Annotated in this window: 9 protein-coding genes and 1 pseudogene; 7 read left to right on the forward strand and 3 right to left on the reverse strand. The window is 55.6% G+C overall.

Translation table 11 applies throughout. The features are described 5' to 3' along the window. Positions 1-162 precede the first annotated feature (162 nt). Positions 163-4,284 carry a formate dehydrogenase subunit alpha gene (gene fdhF, locus ABEA08_RS20945; RefSeq protein WP_345337397.1) on the forward strand — a complete coding sequence of 1,374 codons (4,122 nt, stop codon included), beginning with the start codon at positions 163-165 and terminating at the stop codon, positions 4,282-4,284. A 101-nt stretch (positions 4,285-4,385) separates the two neighbouring features. Here fdhF and ABEA08_RS20950 read toward each other — a convergent pair whose 3' ends face one another. The 3 genes from ABEA08_RS20950 to ABEA08_RS20960 all read right to left on the reverse strand — a co-directional run bounded on the left by ABEA08_RS20950 (position 4,386) and on the right by ABEA08_RS20960 (position 7,383). Then, the gene (locus tag ABEA08_RS20950; protein ID WP_345337398.1) at positions 4,386-5,183 is read right to left on the reverse strand and encodes an SDR family NAD(P)-dependent oxidoreductase; all 798 of its coding nucleotides are present in this window, start codon (positions 5,181-5,183) and stop codon (positions 4,386-4,388) included. A 197-nt stretch (positions 5,184-5,380) separates the two neighbouring features. Further along, entirely contained in the window at positions 5,381-5,794 is a 414-nt protein-coding gene (locus ABEA08_RS20955; RefSeq protein WP_345337454.1) for a DUF1643 domain-containing protein, read from the reverse strand. Positions 5,795-6,003: 209 nt separating this feature from the next. Beyond that, positions 6,004-7,383 carry a PepSY-associated TM helix domain-containing protein gene (locus ABEA08_RS20960; RefSeq protein WP_345337399.1) on the reverse strand — a complete coding sequence of 460 codons (1,380 nt, stop codon included), beginning with the start codon at positions 7,381-7,383 and terminating at the stop codon, positions 6,004-6,006. Positions 7,384-7,556: 173 nt separating this feature from the next. On the opposite strand from ABEA08_RS20960, the pseudogene ABEA08_RS20965 reads away from it, so the two are divergent. From ABEA08_RS20965 to ABEA08_RS20990, 6 genes and pseudogenes are all read left to right on the forward strand, one after another. Then, positions 7,557-8,164 (forward strand): annotated as a pseudogene (locus tag ABEA08_RS20965) (transposase); the annotation flags it as partial. Between the two features lie 269 nt (positions 8,165-8,433). After that, a complete protein-coding gene (locus ABEA08_RS20970; RefSeq protein ID WP_345337400.1) occupies positions 8,434-8,709 on the forward strand; it encodes a hypothetical protein in 276 nt (91 codons plus the stop codon). A gap of 235 nt (positions 8,710-8,944) precedes the next feature. Continuing rightward, positions 8,945-11,098 (forward strand): TonB-dependent receptor, encoded by a 2,154-nt coding sequence (locus ABEA08_RS20975; protein WP_345337402.1) that lies wholly within the window; start codon positions 8,945-8,947, stop codon positions 11,096-11,098. Between the two features lie 194 nt (positions 11,099-11,292). Next, on the forward strand, positions 11,293-12,012 hold the full coding sequence (locus ABEA08_RS20980) for an ABC transporter ATP-binding protein (protein ID WP_345337403.1): 720 nt from the start codon (positions 11,293-11,295) through the stop codon (positions 12,010-12,012). Next, positions 12,012-13,445 (forward strand): ABC transporter permease, encoded by a 1,434-nt coding sequence (locus tag ABEA08_RS20985; RefSeq protein WP_345337404.1) that lies wholly within the window; start codon positions 12,012-12,014, stop codon positions 13,443-13,445. Before ABEA08_RS20980 ends, ABEA08_RS20985 begins: the two co-directional genes overlap by 1 nt. After that, positions 13,445-14,722, forward strand: a complete 1,278-nt coding sequence (locus ABEA08_RS20990) for a DUF3526 domain-containing protein (RefSeq protein ID WP_345337405.1) — start codon at positions 13,445-13,447, stop codon at positions 14,720-14,722. The genes ABEA08_RS20985 and ABEA08_RS20990 overlap by 1 nt, the downstream gene beginning before the upstream one ends. Positions 14,723-14,972: the final 250 nt, after the last annotated feature.

Here is a 14,972-nt window from a genome sequence, read left to right on the forward strand (position 1 = left end):
GCGTGTAAATGAGACATTCGTCGCATTGTGAGCTGCTGGTGCGGGATCTGTTGTTACTGCTGGTTACTATTGGTGAAAACCTGTTAATGCTGGCCAACTCTCGAACAAGGAGAGTGGCAAGTGTGAGCGCCTTTCGTCACGAACAAGAAGCGTTTTGAGTCCATGATCAATATTTCATTAAACAGCGTCCAATTGCAGGCACCGATGGGGGTGCGACTGCTGGACTGGTTACGCCAGCAGGGGATCAACGTCCCATCATTGTGCGGCGCCAGCGCAAATGCGCAGAAGACGCCGTGCGACTTGTGCGTGGTGGAGGTGAATGGTGCCTTGGTGCGCAGCTGTGAGCTCAGCGTGACTCAGGCGATGGCGATCAGCACCAGCTCGGATGCGATCACCGAGCAGCGTCGTGCGGCGTTGACACGTTTGCTGGCGGACCATCCGGCGGACTGTGAGGCTCCCTGTAAGACGGCCTGTCCGGCGGATGTCGATATTCAGTCTTATCTCTATCACATTGCCCAGGGCGACGCAGTTCGTGCCAATGCGGTGGTGAAGCAAAGCTTGCCGATGCCCTTGTCGATCGGTCGGGTGTGTCCGGCGTTTTGCGAGTCCGAGTGTCGTCGCAGTGTGGTCGACGAGCCCCTGGCCATTCGTCAGCTCAAGCGTCACGCGGCGGATCTCGATCTGGCGCAGAAAGACCCGGACTTGGCGCCCATCGCTGCCCCCATCGGCAAGCGGGTGGCGATCATCGGCGCCGGGCCTGCGGGATTAGCAGCCGGCTATTCCCTAAGTCATGGCGGGGTGGAGGTGGATGTCTTCGAAGCGATGCCGGAAGCTGGGGGCTGGTTGCGCTACGGCATTCCCGAGTATCGCCTGCCCAAGGCGACGCTGGCCAAGGAGATCGCCTTGATGTGTCGCGCCGGGATGAAGATCCATACCGATCGCGCCTTGGGGCGCGATCTCGATCTGGCGCAGCTCAAGCATGATTACGACGCCGTGTGTCTGGCGGTCGGCGCGCAAAAAGCGGTGGCAATGGACTATCCCGGCTCGGATCTGCACGGTGTGGTGCTCGGGGTCGACTACCTCAAGCAGCACGCGCTGGGTCATCGTTTTGATGTGGGCCAGCGTGTGGCGGTGATCGGCGGCGGCAATACCGCCATCGATTGTGCCCGCACGGCGCTGCGTCAGGGCGCCGAGGTTACCATTGTTTACCGTCGCGGCAAGGCAGATATGCCGGCGGAGCCCTACGAGATCCATGAAGCCGAGGAGGAGGGGATCCGCTTTCTGTTTCTGAGTCAGCCGGTGGAGAATCTGGGCAATGAGCAGGGGCGTGTGGCACGGGTGAAGATCGAGGCGCTGGCACTTGGCGAGCCCGACAGCTCAGGACGGCGGCGGCCGCAGCCGACAGGCCAGTTCAGTTGGCACGAGTTTGATACCGTGATCCCGGCGGTAAGCCAAAAGCCGGACACCAGCTTCATTCCTGACGGTGCCATCCTGCTGACCCAATACAATACCGCCGATACCTGTCCCGATACGTATCTGGCGGGCAGTAATAACCTGTTCGCCATCGGCGATTTTCGCTTGGGGCCGGCGACGGCCGTAGAGGCGATCGGCGAGGGACGTCGCAGTGCCGAGGCGATGCTGCGCCTTTTTCGCGATGGCGGATTGACCTGTGTGCCGGCGCAGTTCAGCGCTCGCAAGGCTGAGCATTTAAAGCAGGTTGAGGCGCGGATCTATGGCGAGATCGTCGCCAAGCCGCGTCAGCGCATGGCAACGCTGGAGGGATTGGATCGCAGCTTCCACTTTGGTGAGGTTGAGTTGGGATTCACGCCGGAGCAGGCGATCAGCGAAGCCGCGCGCTGCCTCAGCTGTGGTTGCCAGAAGAGCGAGGATTGCGCGCTGCGTGATTGTGCCACCGAGTATCGCATCAAGGATGAGGAGATCGCGACCGATCCGGCACGGGTGCGGCCGATCGACGAGAGCACGCCGTTTATCCGGCTCGATCCCAATCGCTGTATCGGTTGTGGTCACTGTGTCGAGGCTTGCACGGAGCAGGGCGTGCATGGCGCTTTGACGTTGACCGCCGCTGGCGCGGGATCGCGGGTGAGCCCAACCGGTGCCGATCTGGCCCACTCCGGCTGTGTCCAATGTGGTGCTTGTGTTCAGGCGTGCCCTGTGGGGGCGATCACCGCCCGAACCCGCGAGCCCCAGACGCGCTCGACGGCGCTCAACGCGGTCGACACCTTGTGTACCTATTGTGGGGTTGGCTGTGGCGTACGCTTGCATGTGGATCCGGCGCGCAACCGCGTGGTCGAAGTGACCGGTGTGACCGAGTCGCCGGTCAATCAGGGCATGCTTTGTGTCAAAGGCCGGTTTGGTTTTGATTTCCTGCACTCGCCCCAGCGCCTGACACAACCCTTGATCCGCCGGGGCGATCAGCTGGTGCCCACCAGTTGGCCGATCGCGCTGCACTTTGTGGCCGATAAGCTGATGGCCTTGAAAGCGCAGTATGGCGGAGCGGCGCTGGCAGGGATCTCCTCGGCCAAAACCACCAATGAAGACAACTATCTGTTTCAGAAGTTTGTCCGCACTGTGTTGGCCAGCAACAATGTCGATCACTGCGCGCGATTGTGCCACGCCACCACCGTCACCGGATTGGAGCCCGCCATTGGCAGCGGGGCGATGACCAATGACATTGCGGGGATCGCCGAGTCGGATCTGATCCTGATCATCGGCTCCGATACGGCCAATGCGCATCCAGTGATCGCCTCACACATCAAACAGGCGATCAAACGCCATGGTGCGCGTCTGGTGGTGATCGATCCCAAACGCACCGATATGGTGGATCACGCCCTAATGCACCTGCAGCAGCGTCCCGGCAGCGACGTGATGTTGCTCAATGCCGTGATGCAGCAGATCTTGCTCGGTGGCTGGCAGGACGAGGATTATATTGCCGCGCGCACTGAAGGCTTTGAGCGGCTACGCCAAGAGATCGAGCAGCCCTGTTATGAGCCGGAGCGGGCGGAGGCGATCACCGGCGTGCCCGCAGCGCAGATCCGCCGTTTGGCGCGACTCATTGGTCAGGCAGAGAAAACCGCGGTTTTCTACGCCATGGGGATCACCCAGCACAGCACCGGCACCGACAATGTCCGCTCGCTGGCCAACCTGCAGTTGATGTGCGGCAATGTCGGCGTGACGGGGGCGGGGATCAACCCGTTGCGCGGCCAAAGTAATGTGCAGGGGGCGTGCGACATGGGCGCGTTGCCAGATTATATGCCCGGGTATCAGAAGTTGCTCGATCCTGCGGTGACGCGCCGCTTTGAGCAGCACTGGCAGACTCCCTTACCCAGCGAGCCGGGTTTGAAGCTGACCGAGATGTTCGGGGCGATGCAAAGCGGCGATCTTAAGGGGCTGTACATCATGGGCGAGAATCCGGTGCTGTCGGATCCGGATCAAGCCCACGTGCTGGCGGCGCTTAAATCGTTGGATCTGCTGGTGGTGCAGGATCTGTTCTTGACCGAGACCGCGCAGCTGGCGGATGTGGTTCTGCCGGCGGTGGCTTTCGCAGAAAAGGAGGGGCACTTTACCAACACCGAGCGTCGGGTGCAGCGGCTACATCGCGCGCTGCAACCGCCCGCGGGCGCGAGCACGGACTGGGAGATCTTGCAGTATTTGGCCCAATATATGGGCCATGAGTGGCATTACCCGAACGTGCGGGCTATCCATGACGAGCTTTGTCGGGTCACGCCCCAGTATGGCGGGATCAGCTGGGAGCGGACCTTAACCGAGTCGCTGCAATGGCCCTGTCCGACCCCGGATCATCCCGGCACCCCAGTGATGCATATGGATGGCTTTTCTCGCGTTAATAAGGCGCAATTTGCTGCGGTCGCGTATCGGGGCTCGGCGGAGCGGGCGGACGCGGACTATCCCTTGGTGCTGACCACTGGCCGTCAACTGGCCCAGTTCCATACTGGAACCTTGAGTCGCAAGACCGCCGGATTGGAGCAACTGGCGCAGCCTAAGGTGATGATCTCGGTTGAGGACGCGGAGTCGCTGGGGATCGGCAATGGCGATCGGGTACGGGTGCAAACCCGGCGGGGTGAAGTGACCGTGCCCGCATTTGTCACCCGCCGGATGCAAATGGGCGTGATCTTTATGCCGTTTCATTTTGTTGAGGCGGCGGCCAATGTGCTGACCCATGCGGCGCTCGATCCAGAGGCCAAGATCCCTGAGTTTAAGGTGAGCGCGGCACGTGTGCGGCCCGTAGCGATGGCGCAGGTTAGCTAGTCGGCTCTGCGGAGCAGATTAATAAAGGGCGCAGAGCAAAACTCTGCGCCCTTTGGCCATCAAGCGATGACGTCGCTGTGACGGCGCGTCCCCAAGTGGGGTTACAACGCGCGGATGATCCCGCCTTCGACACGTAGGCCCTGACCGTTCATGGCACGATTGCTGGTCAGGTACACCGTGGCGTCGGCCACTTCATTAACGTCGACAAAGCGCTGAAGCAAAGAGGTCGGCTCGTGATCGGCAAAATAGTTGCCGGTCAGCTCGTCGACCGACTTACCCTCTTCGGTTGCCAAGGTGTCGAAGTAGTTTTCTACGCCCTCGGTCCAGGTCGGTCCCGGCAGCACAGAGTTGACGGTGACGTTCTTGCCCTTGGTCAGCTCAGCCAATGCACGGGACAGCGACAGCAGAGCGGTTTTGGTCACCGAGTAGTGCACCATCTGACCCAACGGCTTGATGGCGCACTCGGAGGAGACGTTGACGATGCGGCCATAGTCGCGCTCCAGCATCTTAGGCAACAGCGCCCGAGCTAGGCGCACGGCGGAGAGGATGTTGACGTTGAAGTAGTGCATCCACTCGTCGTCGCTGATCTCGGCGAAGGCTTTTACCTCAAAAATGCCGGTGTTGTTGATCAGGATATCGATCCCGCCTTCAGTTTCGAGCTTGGCTAACAGTGCGTCGGTGCTGGCGGCGTCGGACAGATCGGCAGCGGCACACAGCGCTCGGCCTTCGGCGTGGGTTAGGCTGGCCAACTCTGCCGCGACTTCGGCGCAGCGCGCCTCGGTGCGACCATTGATGTATACCACGGCCCCTTCGGCCAGGTACTTCTCGGCGATCTTCTTGCCAATGCCACTGGTTGAGCCGGTCACCAAGACCCGCTTGCCCTGCAGTTGCAGATCCATATATTCACTCCCATTGATTCATCCACGATCAGGCAACGAGTGTAGTGCGCCCCTTCCCATTGCGGTAAATGATGTTTGATAATTATTGTCATAACGCATTGTTATGAATCACGGCGCGGAAAAACGTGCGCCACTTCGTTTACGCCGCCACGTCGCAATGGGTCTTGGCGGTGGGCATTGGCGCCCAGAATAGGGTGCTAAGTCGGCGTGGGGAAAGGGAAGGGCCGGGCGCTGGCGGGCAGATAGAGCGGATGGGCTGGACGGCCGCTGCAGTTGAGCGCAAGGCACTGAGGCTCGGATAACTGTGCCAGTACCTGGCGATCCCGATCCCAAAAGGCGCCATCATTGCCCCAGGCCACGAGGGTGAGATCGGCACTTTGGTGTAGGCGCTTAAGCCAGCAATCGTTATCTGGGCCGATAGGCGCCGCCGCTCGTTTGAGCTCTGCTGGTAAGGTGGCGCGGTAGGCAAACAGATTGGCGACCACCAGTTGGTTAAAGCCCAGCGATCGAGCAAAGCCCATGCAGCGGCGAATGGTGGGGTCGTCCCGATAGGCGTCGGCGGTGGCCGGGCGACAAGTGATTGAGCTGTTGCAGGAAACTATTGAAGGCAGTTTCTTTCATTGGGAATTCCTCATTTATACTAATTCTCACTTGGATTTGCGGTTGGGTGTTGTCGAAGTTGGATCTGCTCACATGTTGTATCTCGCAGTAAACCTACGGGCACACTCTGTTAACTTACGTCTGTTACCGGGCTGGAAACCTAAGAGAAAACCCAGTGCCGCGAAGTTCAGCGCAGCACCGGACAAGCTAAAACCATGTGCTAAGTCAACTTATTGGCCTTGGCTGGCTGACGTAAGATACCGGATGCCGTGCCCTTGGTACGGTTGCGGCTGCGTTTCGGTTTAGGCTTCATTCCCTGCAGCATAGCGATCACCCCAGTAATTGTGACAATGGTCATCCAGCCACATAGGACAGTAATGAGGAAGGTATACCAAGCTGGCATGGTTCGCCCTGAATGAAGGGGCATGACAAAGCGGCGCAATTTCTGACCGAAGCTCAATTCACCGAAATGGTAGGCAGAGAGAATATCCCCGCTCGTGATATCGAGGTGGGCAACACTTCCAGGTACACCAAACCAATCAGCGGACGACGTGAAGATGAAGCGGATAGTATTCCCGAGATCAGGACGCTGAGAATGGCTAACCTCCGGACTCGCTCGTCCTGGCTGCTCGTGGTTGCGTTGAGCCATGCGTTCGAGGGTCAGCTCCTCGGTTATTTCTTGGCTCTGCATCGAAGTTCGGATTGTCTTTTTATCCATCGAAGCATCGGCCAGCTGCCCTTGGGGACGCTGACGGGTGGTGCTCTGTTGCTCAACCTCATTTCCTTGGCCATTAGTGCGCCTAAAACTCTTTGGCCAGTTTGCAGAGACAAACTCCCCATCGGGGAATAAGCGGGCAACCGCATCAATACGGTCACTCCATTGTTCACCGGTGATGATCGGCTCTTCCAGCAAAAAGTTGTACTCCACATCATGCGCGCCCAGCAACTTGCCGGTGACCGTACGATAAGTGATCCCAGCCCCGGTCAAACATAAGAAAACCAAGGGTAGCAATATAACCGTGGAGCCGTGAATGTGGTTTTTGAACATGTCACTTCGGCGCGATTTGCGAGGTACCACTGTTGTCTTCCAGCGGAAACCTTTACGTAAAGGCCACCAAAGGACAAAGCCGACGATTGAGATCACGGTTCCCAGCAAAGTGACAATAGCTGCCAGATCAGCCCCGTTAAGTCCGAGTAACACGGGCTGGCGTCCAAGCAGAAAATCACGATGCAAGTGCAGTACAACAGCAAAAAAACCGGTAACATTTCTTGCTGGACGCTCATACAGTTGCTCAAGATCATCCGCAGCAAACCCCTGCTGAGTTGCGCCGTTATTGATACGGTAATAGGGCGATCCTTCAGTCGGTGCCGTTATACCGGTCACAGGCAGCGCCTGCTGCTGCATTAACTCGTCAAGCCGATCGACGGTCTGACCTTTGACAAAATTACTTTGCGCTTCATATTGCTGCCCAAACGTTTCCGGAGTTACCTGTCCCCACCAGATCATCGCCCCAACAATCGTGCCGGTCGCCAAAAGAACCACAAAGGGGATCCCGATAATAAGCCCGACCCATTTATGTAACCAGCGCATAAATGCCATTTAGTATCCCTTACATTGCATGTGAATAGTCAACGATAGGTTTTCACATTACTGGCAAAAACAATGTGATAGGAAGTCTCATTTGCATTTACTTAGGCTGGTAAATTGTATAGTTGCGATGCGTATCACAAATGCGAATCATTGCCATTCGCTGCGTCGTGCTCCGTTGCCGCTTGGTTGTCGCTGCCACTAAACTCAAGGTTTATGCCGAAGGCGAGTGGAAAGCACCTTAGCACGGTAAGGAAAAGCGCCGCTTCTGGTGCAAACTGCACCTCGCGATTGATGCCGAAACGCATGAGGTCGTGGCCGCGAAAGTCAGCCTCGTAAACGTTGCTGATAAAGAAGTACTGTCGACGCTATTGAACTTTTTACGTCGCTGTATCAAACCGGTCTCAACCGATGGTGTCTAAAACACCAAGGAGTGTCTGTCGCAAACTACTTCAGAGGAAGAAAGCAAAACCAACGATACTACCCGTGTTCAAACGCTGGATATTGGGAAGAAGAGCACCCGCGAAATGAGGTCGTCGAAGCTTTGAAAACCGGTTAATTCAAGCCGTGGAAAGTGGACAACGACTATCATCGGCGATCATTGTCTGAGGCCGGTGTTGGTCGTGACAAGAAATTCATCAGTCCGAAGCCCGGCTTGCGCGATTACGATGAGCAAGTCAGTGAAGCATTAGACTGCATGAAGGCGATGAACAGAGCCATAGGACTCGGTATGCCTGTTCGTCAGGCAGTTAATCCTTGGAAAACCCATTGGGATGGGCTTTTTCAAGATTAATTGAGCTACAACGCCGATTGGGATCCGTGTCAGAAAGAACAGGATTGATGCAAGTGGCGAAGGGACGGTTTCTGCTTGAAACCTGAAGTTCAGGCTTGCCTTAAATGTCAACACTAAGCCTTGGGTAAGGTTAAATTTGTGATGTTACGTGAATTTCCATGTTTTTTCGGTAGCTAACGTACGCCTAAATCGTCAACAATTTGCCAATGCTGCTTTCTCGAACGCTGTCAATTCTGCTGATTATATGGACTGTACTGGTAAGCCAGACGGTGCGAGCAGTTGCGTTTGAAGAATACCTGCATGGCTTGGGGTTGGAATACGGTAACCATCATATCCACGATAGTTACGACCAGCACTCCCACGCTGACAATGCCTGTCTGGCCGGTTTGTTGGTGGATTACAGCCGTGATAGCACAGTGTCGTTCATCTTTGTGTTGCCGGTGCAGCGCCCTCAAACCGTCGTTTACCGGCCCATCGTCGCGCCTATCTCGCGACTTCCCGCATTGGAACCTTCCAGCCGCGGTCCCCCTGTCTTTTCTGCGTAAACCTTAACTATTCATTGCTGTCGTTCTGTTCCCTAGACGCTCGGTGCACGGTTGCACCAGCACTTTGGCGAGCAAATGCTTTGTGTCTGCCCGTTTAAGCTGATGGTCTGTGGCATTTGCCCATTGGCTAATGGGATCACAACGGTGGCGATCGCTGTACCGATTTGATGTTGTTAGGCGCATGGCTGCCCCACATCAGGTTGGCTGTGTTTATTGCAAAAAAGACAAATTAAAAATGACAAAACCAACACTGTTAAGTGTGGCTATCGCTGCCACCCTGAGTCTTCCGACGACGTTCGCTGCCGAACAGAACACGACTGAACGCACTGCCACGACAGCAGACTCCACGTTGAACGAAGACATTGAAGTCCTGCAGATCCGCCACGTGCCACAGCCATACCGAGGCAACGTGTCCACGGATGAACTGCCTCAGGCCGTGGTTGAGATAGCCGGTGCCGATCTGGATACGATGGGGATCACCGATCTGCAGACCGCTTTGTCTCAGGTCAATGGCGTAGTGCCGATGCAGAACTTGGGTGGCCTGTGGGATGCATTTGCCATCCGCGGTTTCAGCGGTGATGAGAACCTACCGTCGGCTTACCTGATCAACGGCTTTAGCGCCGGGCGAGGCTTCAGTGGCATTCGCGATACCGCCAGCGTCGAGTACATTGAGGTGCTCAAGGGCCCTGGCTCTGCCCTGTATGGCCGGGGCGAGCCCGGCGGAACGGTTAACATTGTGACTAAGAAGCCTCAGTTCACCACCGAAGGCTCCTTGCTAATGGGCGCCGGACGCTATGACGACTACCGTTTCGAAGGGGATTTCACCACAGGTCTGACCGAAGATCTGGCATTTCGGATCAACGGCAGCTACCTCGACAGCGGCAGCTTCCGAGACACCGTCGAGACCGAAGCACTGGCGATCTCCCCCTCCCTGCATTATCACATCAGCGACGCCACCTCCGTGCTGTACGAGGGCGAGTTCCAGCGTCAAAGCAAACCGTTTGACCGCGGGATCGTCGTTCTGGAGGGACAGGATCCACTGGACCGTCATACCTATTTGGGTGAACCCGGTGATGGTGATCACGAGGTGGACGCCCAAGGTCACCAATTGACCCTGTTTCATGACATCGCCGACAACTGGCGCCTGTCTGCAGGTATGGGCTACCGTACCTCCTCACTGGTAGGACAATCGAGCGATCCAGAACTGTCTCCTGGCCGCCAGCTGATCTTTGAAGACGGCGAAACCCTGAGCCGTCAACAACGCAACCGTAACCACAGCACCGAAGACGTTTCCGTCCGTTTTGAGCTCAGCGGCGAGCTGGATTGGATGGGGGTTCGTCACAACCTTCTGTCCGGTGCCGATGCCTACGACTTCACCTACGACAACATAATGAGTCGTTGGCGCCCGAACCCGGGTGAAACCACCTATTCCATTAACATCTACAATCCGGTTTATGGCCAGGTTGCGCCAGATGTCTCTCCGGTCACGGACCGCACCGAGCACCACCAAGCCATTGGCTTCTACCTGCAGGACATGATCGAGCTGAGCGATCAATGGCAGGTACTGGTGGGGGCACGCTTTGACCATCTAAAACAGACCATCACAGACCACTTGCTAGACCCGTCCGATGACGGCCACGAACAAGAGATCAGCCAGTCCCGAGTAAGCCCGCGGGCCGGTCTGGTGTATCAACCTGTTGAAGGGCTGAGCCTCTATGCTAGCTACTCCGAAGGCTTTAACCCCAACTCCAACACCGACCGTAATAACGAAGGCTTTGACCCAGAGGAAAGCAAGGCCACTGAGCTGGGAGCGAAGTTTGAAGGCGAGTGGTTCTCCGGATCTGTGGCGCTGTTCCAAGCCAACAAAACCAACGTGCTGACCGGCGATCCTATCGATCCGACCTTTATGGCGGCGATCGGCAAGGCGCGTAGCCAAGGGGTCGAGCTGGACCTTACCGCCATGCTGAGCGAGAGCACTCAGTTAGATCTCAGCTACGCCTGGATCGATGCCGAGACCCGCAATACTGTCACTGACGCCGATTGGGGTGTGGAGATCCCTGCCGGCAGCCCACTGCTCAACATCGCCGAGCACAGCGGCTTTGTGAATCTGCGTCACAACGCCCACCTAGCCGGCCGCCCGCTCGAGGTCGGTGGCACCTATCGCTACGTTGGCGAGCGCTTAGGAGATACGGTGGATCCTGACTTCTGGCTGCCAGCCTACGACCGGGTGGATCTGTTCGCTACGGTTGAGCTGAGTAACCACCTGCTGCTGCGCGCTCGGATTGAAAACCTGTTTGATACCGAGTATCTGGCTTCTTCCTACGCCCGTCTTTGGGTTCAGCCGGGCGAGCCACGAAACGCGCAGTTGACACTGCAATACCGATTCTAAAACGGATGAGATAACTCGGCGCCTCCGCTCTTTTGGAGGCGTTTTATTTGCTAGTGTTTTTGGGTTTCTCCACTCGCAGAGTGGAGCAGCTCCACACTTCGGTTGATTCAGTGGGACAGCGAACGCATTCACCTCAGCCGAGGCCAAAATCATTAATCGTATTCGTCGTATTTTAACAGAATTAGGGAGTTACCATGGTTAACCCTGTCGTTGTCGCAGAGTCACTGTGCGTGAAATTTGGGAATCATAACGTACTTGATGACGTTAGCTTTTCTGTCAATCAGGGTGAAATATTTGCGCTGTTAGGTGGCAACGGGGCGGGTAAATCCACCACCCTAAAGACCTTCCTTGGGACAGTGACTCCTTCTGCGGGCAGCGCATCGGTAATGGGGCATTCGGTTGGCTCAGAGAATGGTGCGATCCGCAATAAAATCGCCTATTTACCAGAGTCTGTGATGCTCTATGGCCACATGACCGGCATTGAGAATATTGAGTACTTTTTGTCGCTGTCAGGTCTAAATCAAACGCGCTCCAGTGTCGAAGCAGCCTTAACGCGCGTGGCGTTGCAGCCAATGGCCTGGCATAAAAAGATGTCAGATTATTCCAAAGGCATGAGACAGAAAACGGCCATTGCGCTGGCTTTGCTGCGTGAAGCGCCAGTTCTGTTCTTGGATGAGCCCACTTCCGGCCTGGATCCAAGTGCCATTGATGAATTTAACCAATTGGTCACGGCTTTAGCCCATGGCGGTGCAACCGTCTTTATGGTGACGCACGATGTGTACGGCGCTTGTCAGGTTGCCCATCGCATCGGTTTGTTGGACAGCGGAAAAATCGTCGGCGTATTTGAGCGCAATGGCAATCAACCGATCGATACCGAAGCGGTCCACACCGCTTTTGCCAAGAGAACAGCGTAATGAACATCATCAAGTTAGTTATGCGTGACGAATGGCGTTATTGGCGACGAACACGGGTCGCAACCACCGTTATTCTAATTGGTGTTGTCTTGTCCCTCGCCTCGGTTGTGATTAATTCGATTGAAATGCGTCAGGCCGCCGTTGAGCGAGCTGAGCTGCAACGCACATCAGAAGCCAATTTCATCGAGCAACCTGACAAACATCCGCACCGCATGGTCCATTACGGCCATTATGTGTTTAGAGCACCTTCTCCCCTTAGCATCATCGATCCTGGTGTTGATGCCTATACGGGAACGGCCATTTTTCTGGAGGGTCACCAACAAAACAGCGCCATGTTTGCTGATCAGCGCCAATCCAGCGGCATGACGCGTTTTAGTAGCCTATCACCGGCGTTTATGTTGCAGGTTATTGTGCCTTTGATGCTGATTATGGTGGGCTACTCCTGCATGACCCGCGAGCGCGAAGCCGGCACCTTACACGTTTTGATCACTCAAGGGGTGAAGGTGAGAGACATCCTGATAGGCAAGTTTCTCTCCGTCTTGGGCAGTGGCGTTCTCATGCTGTTACCGCTCATCCTCGCCAGTCTTTGGGCGAGTGTAAGCGGTGAGTCAGTGACGATCACCGCCAGTTTTGTCCTGGGATATGTCCTCTATATCCTTATTTGGAGTGCGATTGTCCTTTGGGTTTCGAGTATAAGTGCGCGCAGTAACGCAAGCTTCGCCATCTTGATTGGCCTATGGGTTGTCTTCTGTATTCTCGTTCCACGGATCGGTAGCTCGACTGCAGCCACCTTGGTTACATCGGCAGGGAAACTTGAAACGGACTTTGCTGTTCGAGAGGAGCTACGTACCCTGGGCAACGGGCACGATGCGTCCGATCCAGCCTTTGTAAAGCTGAAGCAGGACTTGTTGGATCAATACGGTGTTGACGACATCGCTGACCTTCCGATTAACTTCCGTGGTGCCGTGGCAACGCATTCTGAAAAAGTGCTGACAGACGTGCTTAATAAATATGCTGACGCACGGATGGAAGAGGAGCTCTCGCAGGCTGAGATCGCGCGCCAGTTTGGCTGGCTATCCCCTATGGTGTCGATGCGTACCTTGTCGATGATGATCTCAGGGACAAACCTGGAAACCCATCATCGATTTTTACGGGAAGCTGAAAGCCTCAGGTACGACTTTGTCCAAGCACTCAACCACGTTCATGAGCATGATTTGGATTATGACGCGGATGTCAGTCGCTATAAAAATGAAGAAACGGCCAAAGCCGCGCGCGTTGATGCCAGTCACTGGGATGTACTTTCGGAATTTTCATTTGAGCCGGAGTCCAGCACCTTCCGATTGAGTCACAGCATGGTTTACGCCCTCCAACTGTTGTTTTGGTTGGGGCTGATGTTGTTACTCATAAAGCAAGCAAGCAGAAGAATACTGTAATGGTTCTATTTTCCGATTTGGTTCGAGAGTTTCGATTCCTCTCTAAACAGCGTTACATCGTCCTGTTTTTGTTCGCGGTATTTTTGCTCTCCGCGTTTGCCGTCTGGAGCGGTGTGACGGACTCCCATCAGCAGCAAGTGGCGATTGAACGCTTGTTGGAGAAGGATGCGGTCGATAGAGAGAGCGTATTGGCCAAGCAGGTCGATTATGGCGATGCTGCCTATTACAGCTTTCATTTTACCTATGATGAGCCTTCGCCCTTGGCCTTTGCGGCCATGGGGCAACGCGATGTGTATCCTTGGAAGCATCGCATTCGTATGTTGGCACTGGAAGGGCAGATCCACGAAACGGATGCAGAAAACCCTGAGTTATCGCTATTAGGGCGATTCGACTTTGCCTTTATCATCAGTGTTCTGCTGCCCATCTTCGTCATTCTCCTATTGCACGACTTACGCTCTGCTGAGCGTGAAGCCGGACGATACGATCTCTTGGTAGTGACGGCGAAGAACCCATATAAGCTTTGGACGGCACGGGCACTGGTGCTTTCTGCTTTTCTTGCTGCGGCCATGCTTTTGCCTCTTATCGTCGGGGCCGTTGTCATGCAAGCGCCGCTGTTGAAAACAGGGTTAATGGCGCTTCTCGCACTGGGCCATTTACTGTTTTGGGTGGTGCTGACCATGGTGGTCGGGCGCGTGATGATGGCCCGTGGGCAAAGCTCCCCTCGCATCGCGTCGGCCTTGCTTGCCGGATGGCTCGCGCTAACGGTGATCCTGCCGGTTGTGGGTGAGACTGTGATCAATCAACTTATCAGGAGCCCTAACGGTGGCGAGATTGTTCTGCTGCAACGAGAAGCGGTGAATGACGCTTGGGATAAACCTTTCGCAGCGACATGGGATGAGTTCTTGAAAACGCATCCTGAGTGGGCAGAGCACACTGAAATGGAATCGTCGTTTCATTGGAAATGGTACTACGCATTCCAGCAAGCGGGCGACCAGCAGGCGGCAGAGCTATCGCAGGCCTATCGTGATGCGATTGTGAAAAAAGACCATGCTGCAGGCTTGCTGTCATTGTTCTCGCCACCGATGTTGGTGCAGAGGTTGATGTTATCGCTGGCGGAGACCGACGTTGCTGCATCACTGGCTTATGAGCAAAGTGTTCGAGACCACCATAGAGCGTTGCGCCTTTATTTCTACCCGCTGCTGTTTGAAAAAGGTGAATTCGACAGTCAGGAATTAGCTGACATTCCAGTTTACGGTTCTCACACCGTTAGGTATTGATGCGCCTGGTTGATACCAGTTTGTTCGAAACATTGTTGTATATGATCAGGGCCTGAAGCAAAGCAATGCTTCAGGCCCTGTTTTTTGGGCGCCCAGTAATGCGAAATTGATGGAGCCTGGCGGGCTGCCCGCATTAAAGGTGCTCCTTGTCTATCCGCGTGATGCTCGCAATTGCAATACTGACGTGCTCTCAGGGCAGAGCAGGACTGAACGGCACTCAATTCAACACGATTGAATTCTGCCGGATCAA

Origin of the sequence: Ferrimonas pelagia, assembly GCF_039543565.1 — a bacterium.
Lineage (GTDB): Bacteria > Pseudomonadota > Gammaproteobacteria > Enterobacterales > Shewanellaceae > Ferrimonas > Ferrimonas pelagia.

Bases quoted from the DNA above. Each gene is read 5' to 3' on its own strand.
- fdhF (WP_345337397.1), top strand. From the start codon at position 163: ATGATCAATATTTCATTAAACAGCGTCCAATTGCAGGCACCGATGGGG.
- ABEA08_RS20990 (WP_345337405.1), top strand. From the start codon at position 13,445: ATGGTTCTATTTTCCGATTTGGTTCGAGAGTTTCGATTCCTCTCTAAA.
- ABEA08_RS20975 (WP_345337402.1), top strand. From the start codon at position 8,945: ATGACAAAACCAACACTGTTAAGTGTGGCTATCGCTGCCACCCTGAGT.
- ABEA08_RS20985 (WP_345337404.1), top strand. From the start codon at position 12,012: ATGAACATCATCAAGTTAGTTATGCGTGACGAATGGCGTTATTGGCGA.
- ABEA08_RS20950 (WP_345337398.1), bottom strand. From the start codon at position 5,183: ATGGATCTGCAACTGCAGGGCAAGCGGGTCTTGGTGACCGGCTCAACC.
- ABEA08_RS20960 (WP_345337399.1), bottom strand. From the start codon at position 7,383: ATGGCATTTATGCGCTGGTTACATAAATGGGTCGGGCTTATTATCGGG.
- ABEA08_RS20980 (WP_345337403.1), top strand. From the start codon at position 11,293: ATGGTTAACCCTGTCGTTGTCGCAGAGTCACTGTGCGTGAAATTTGGG.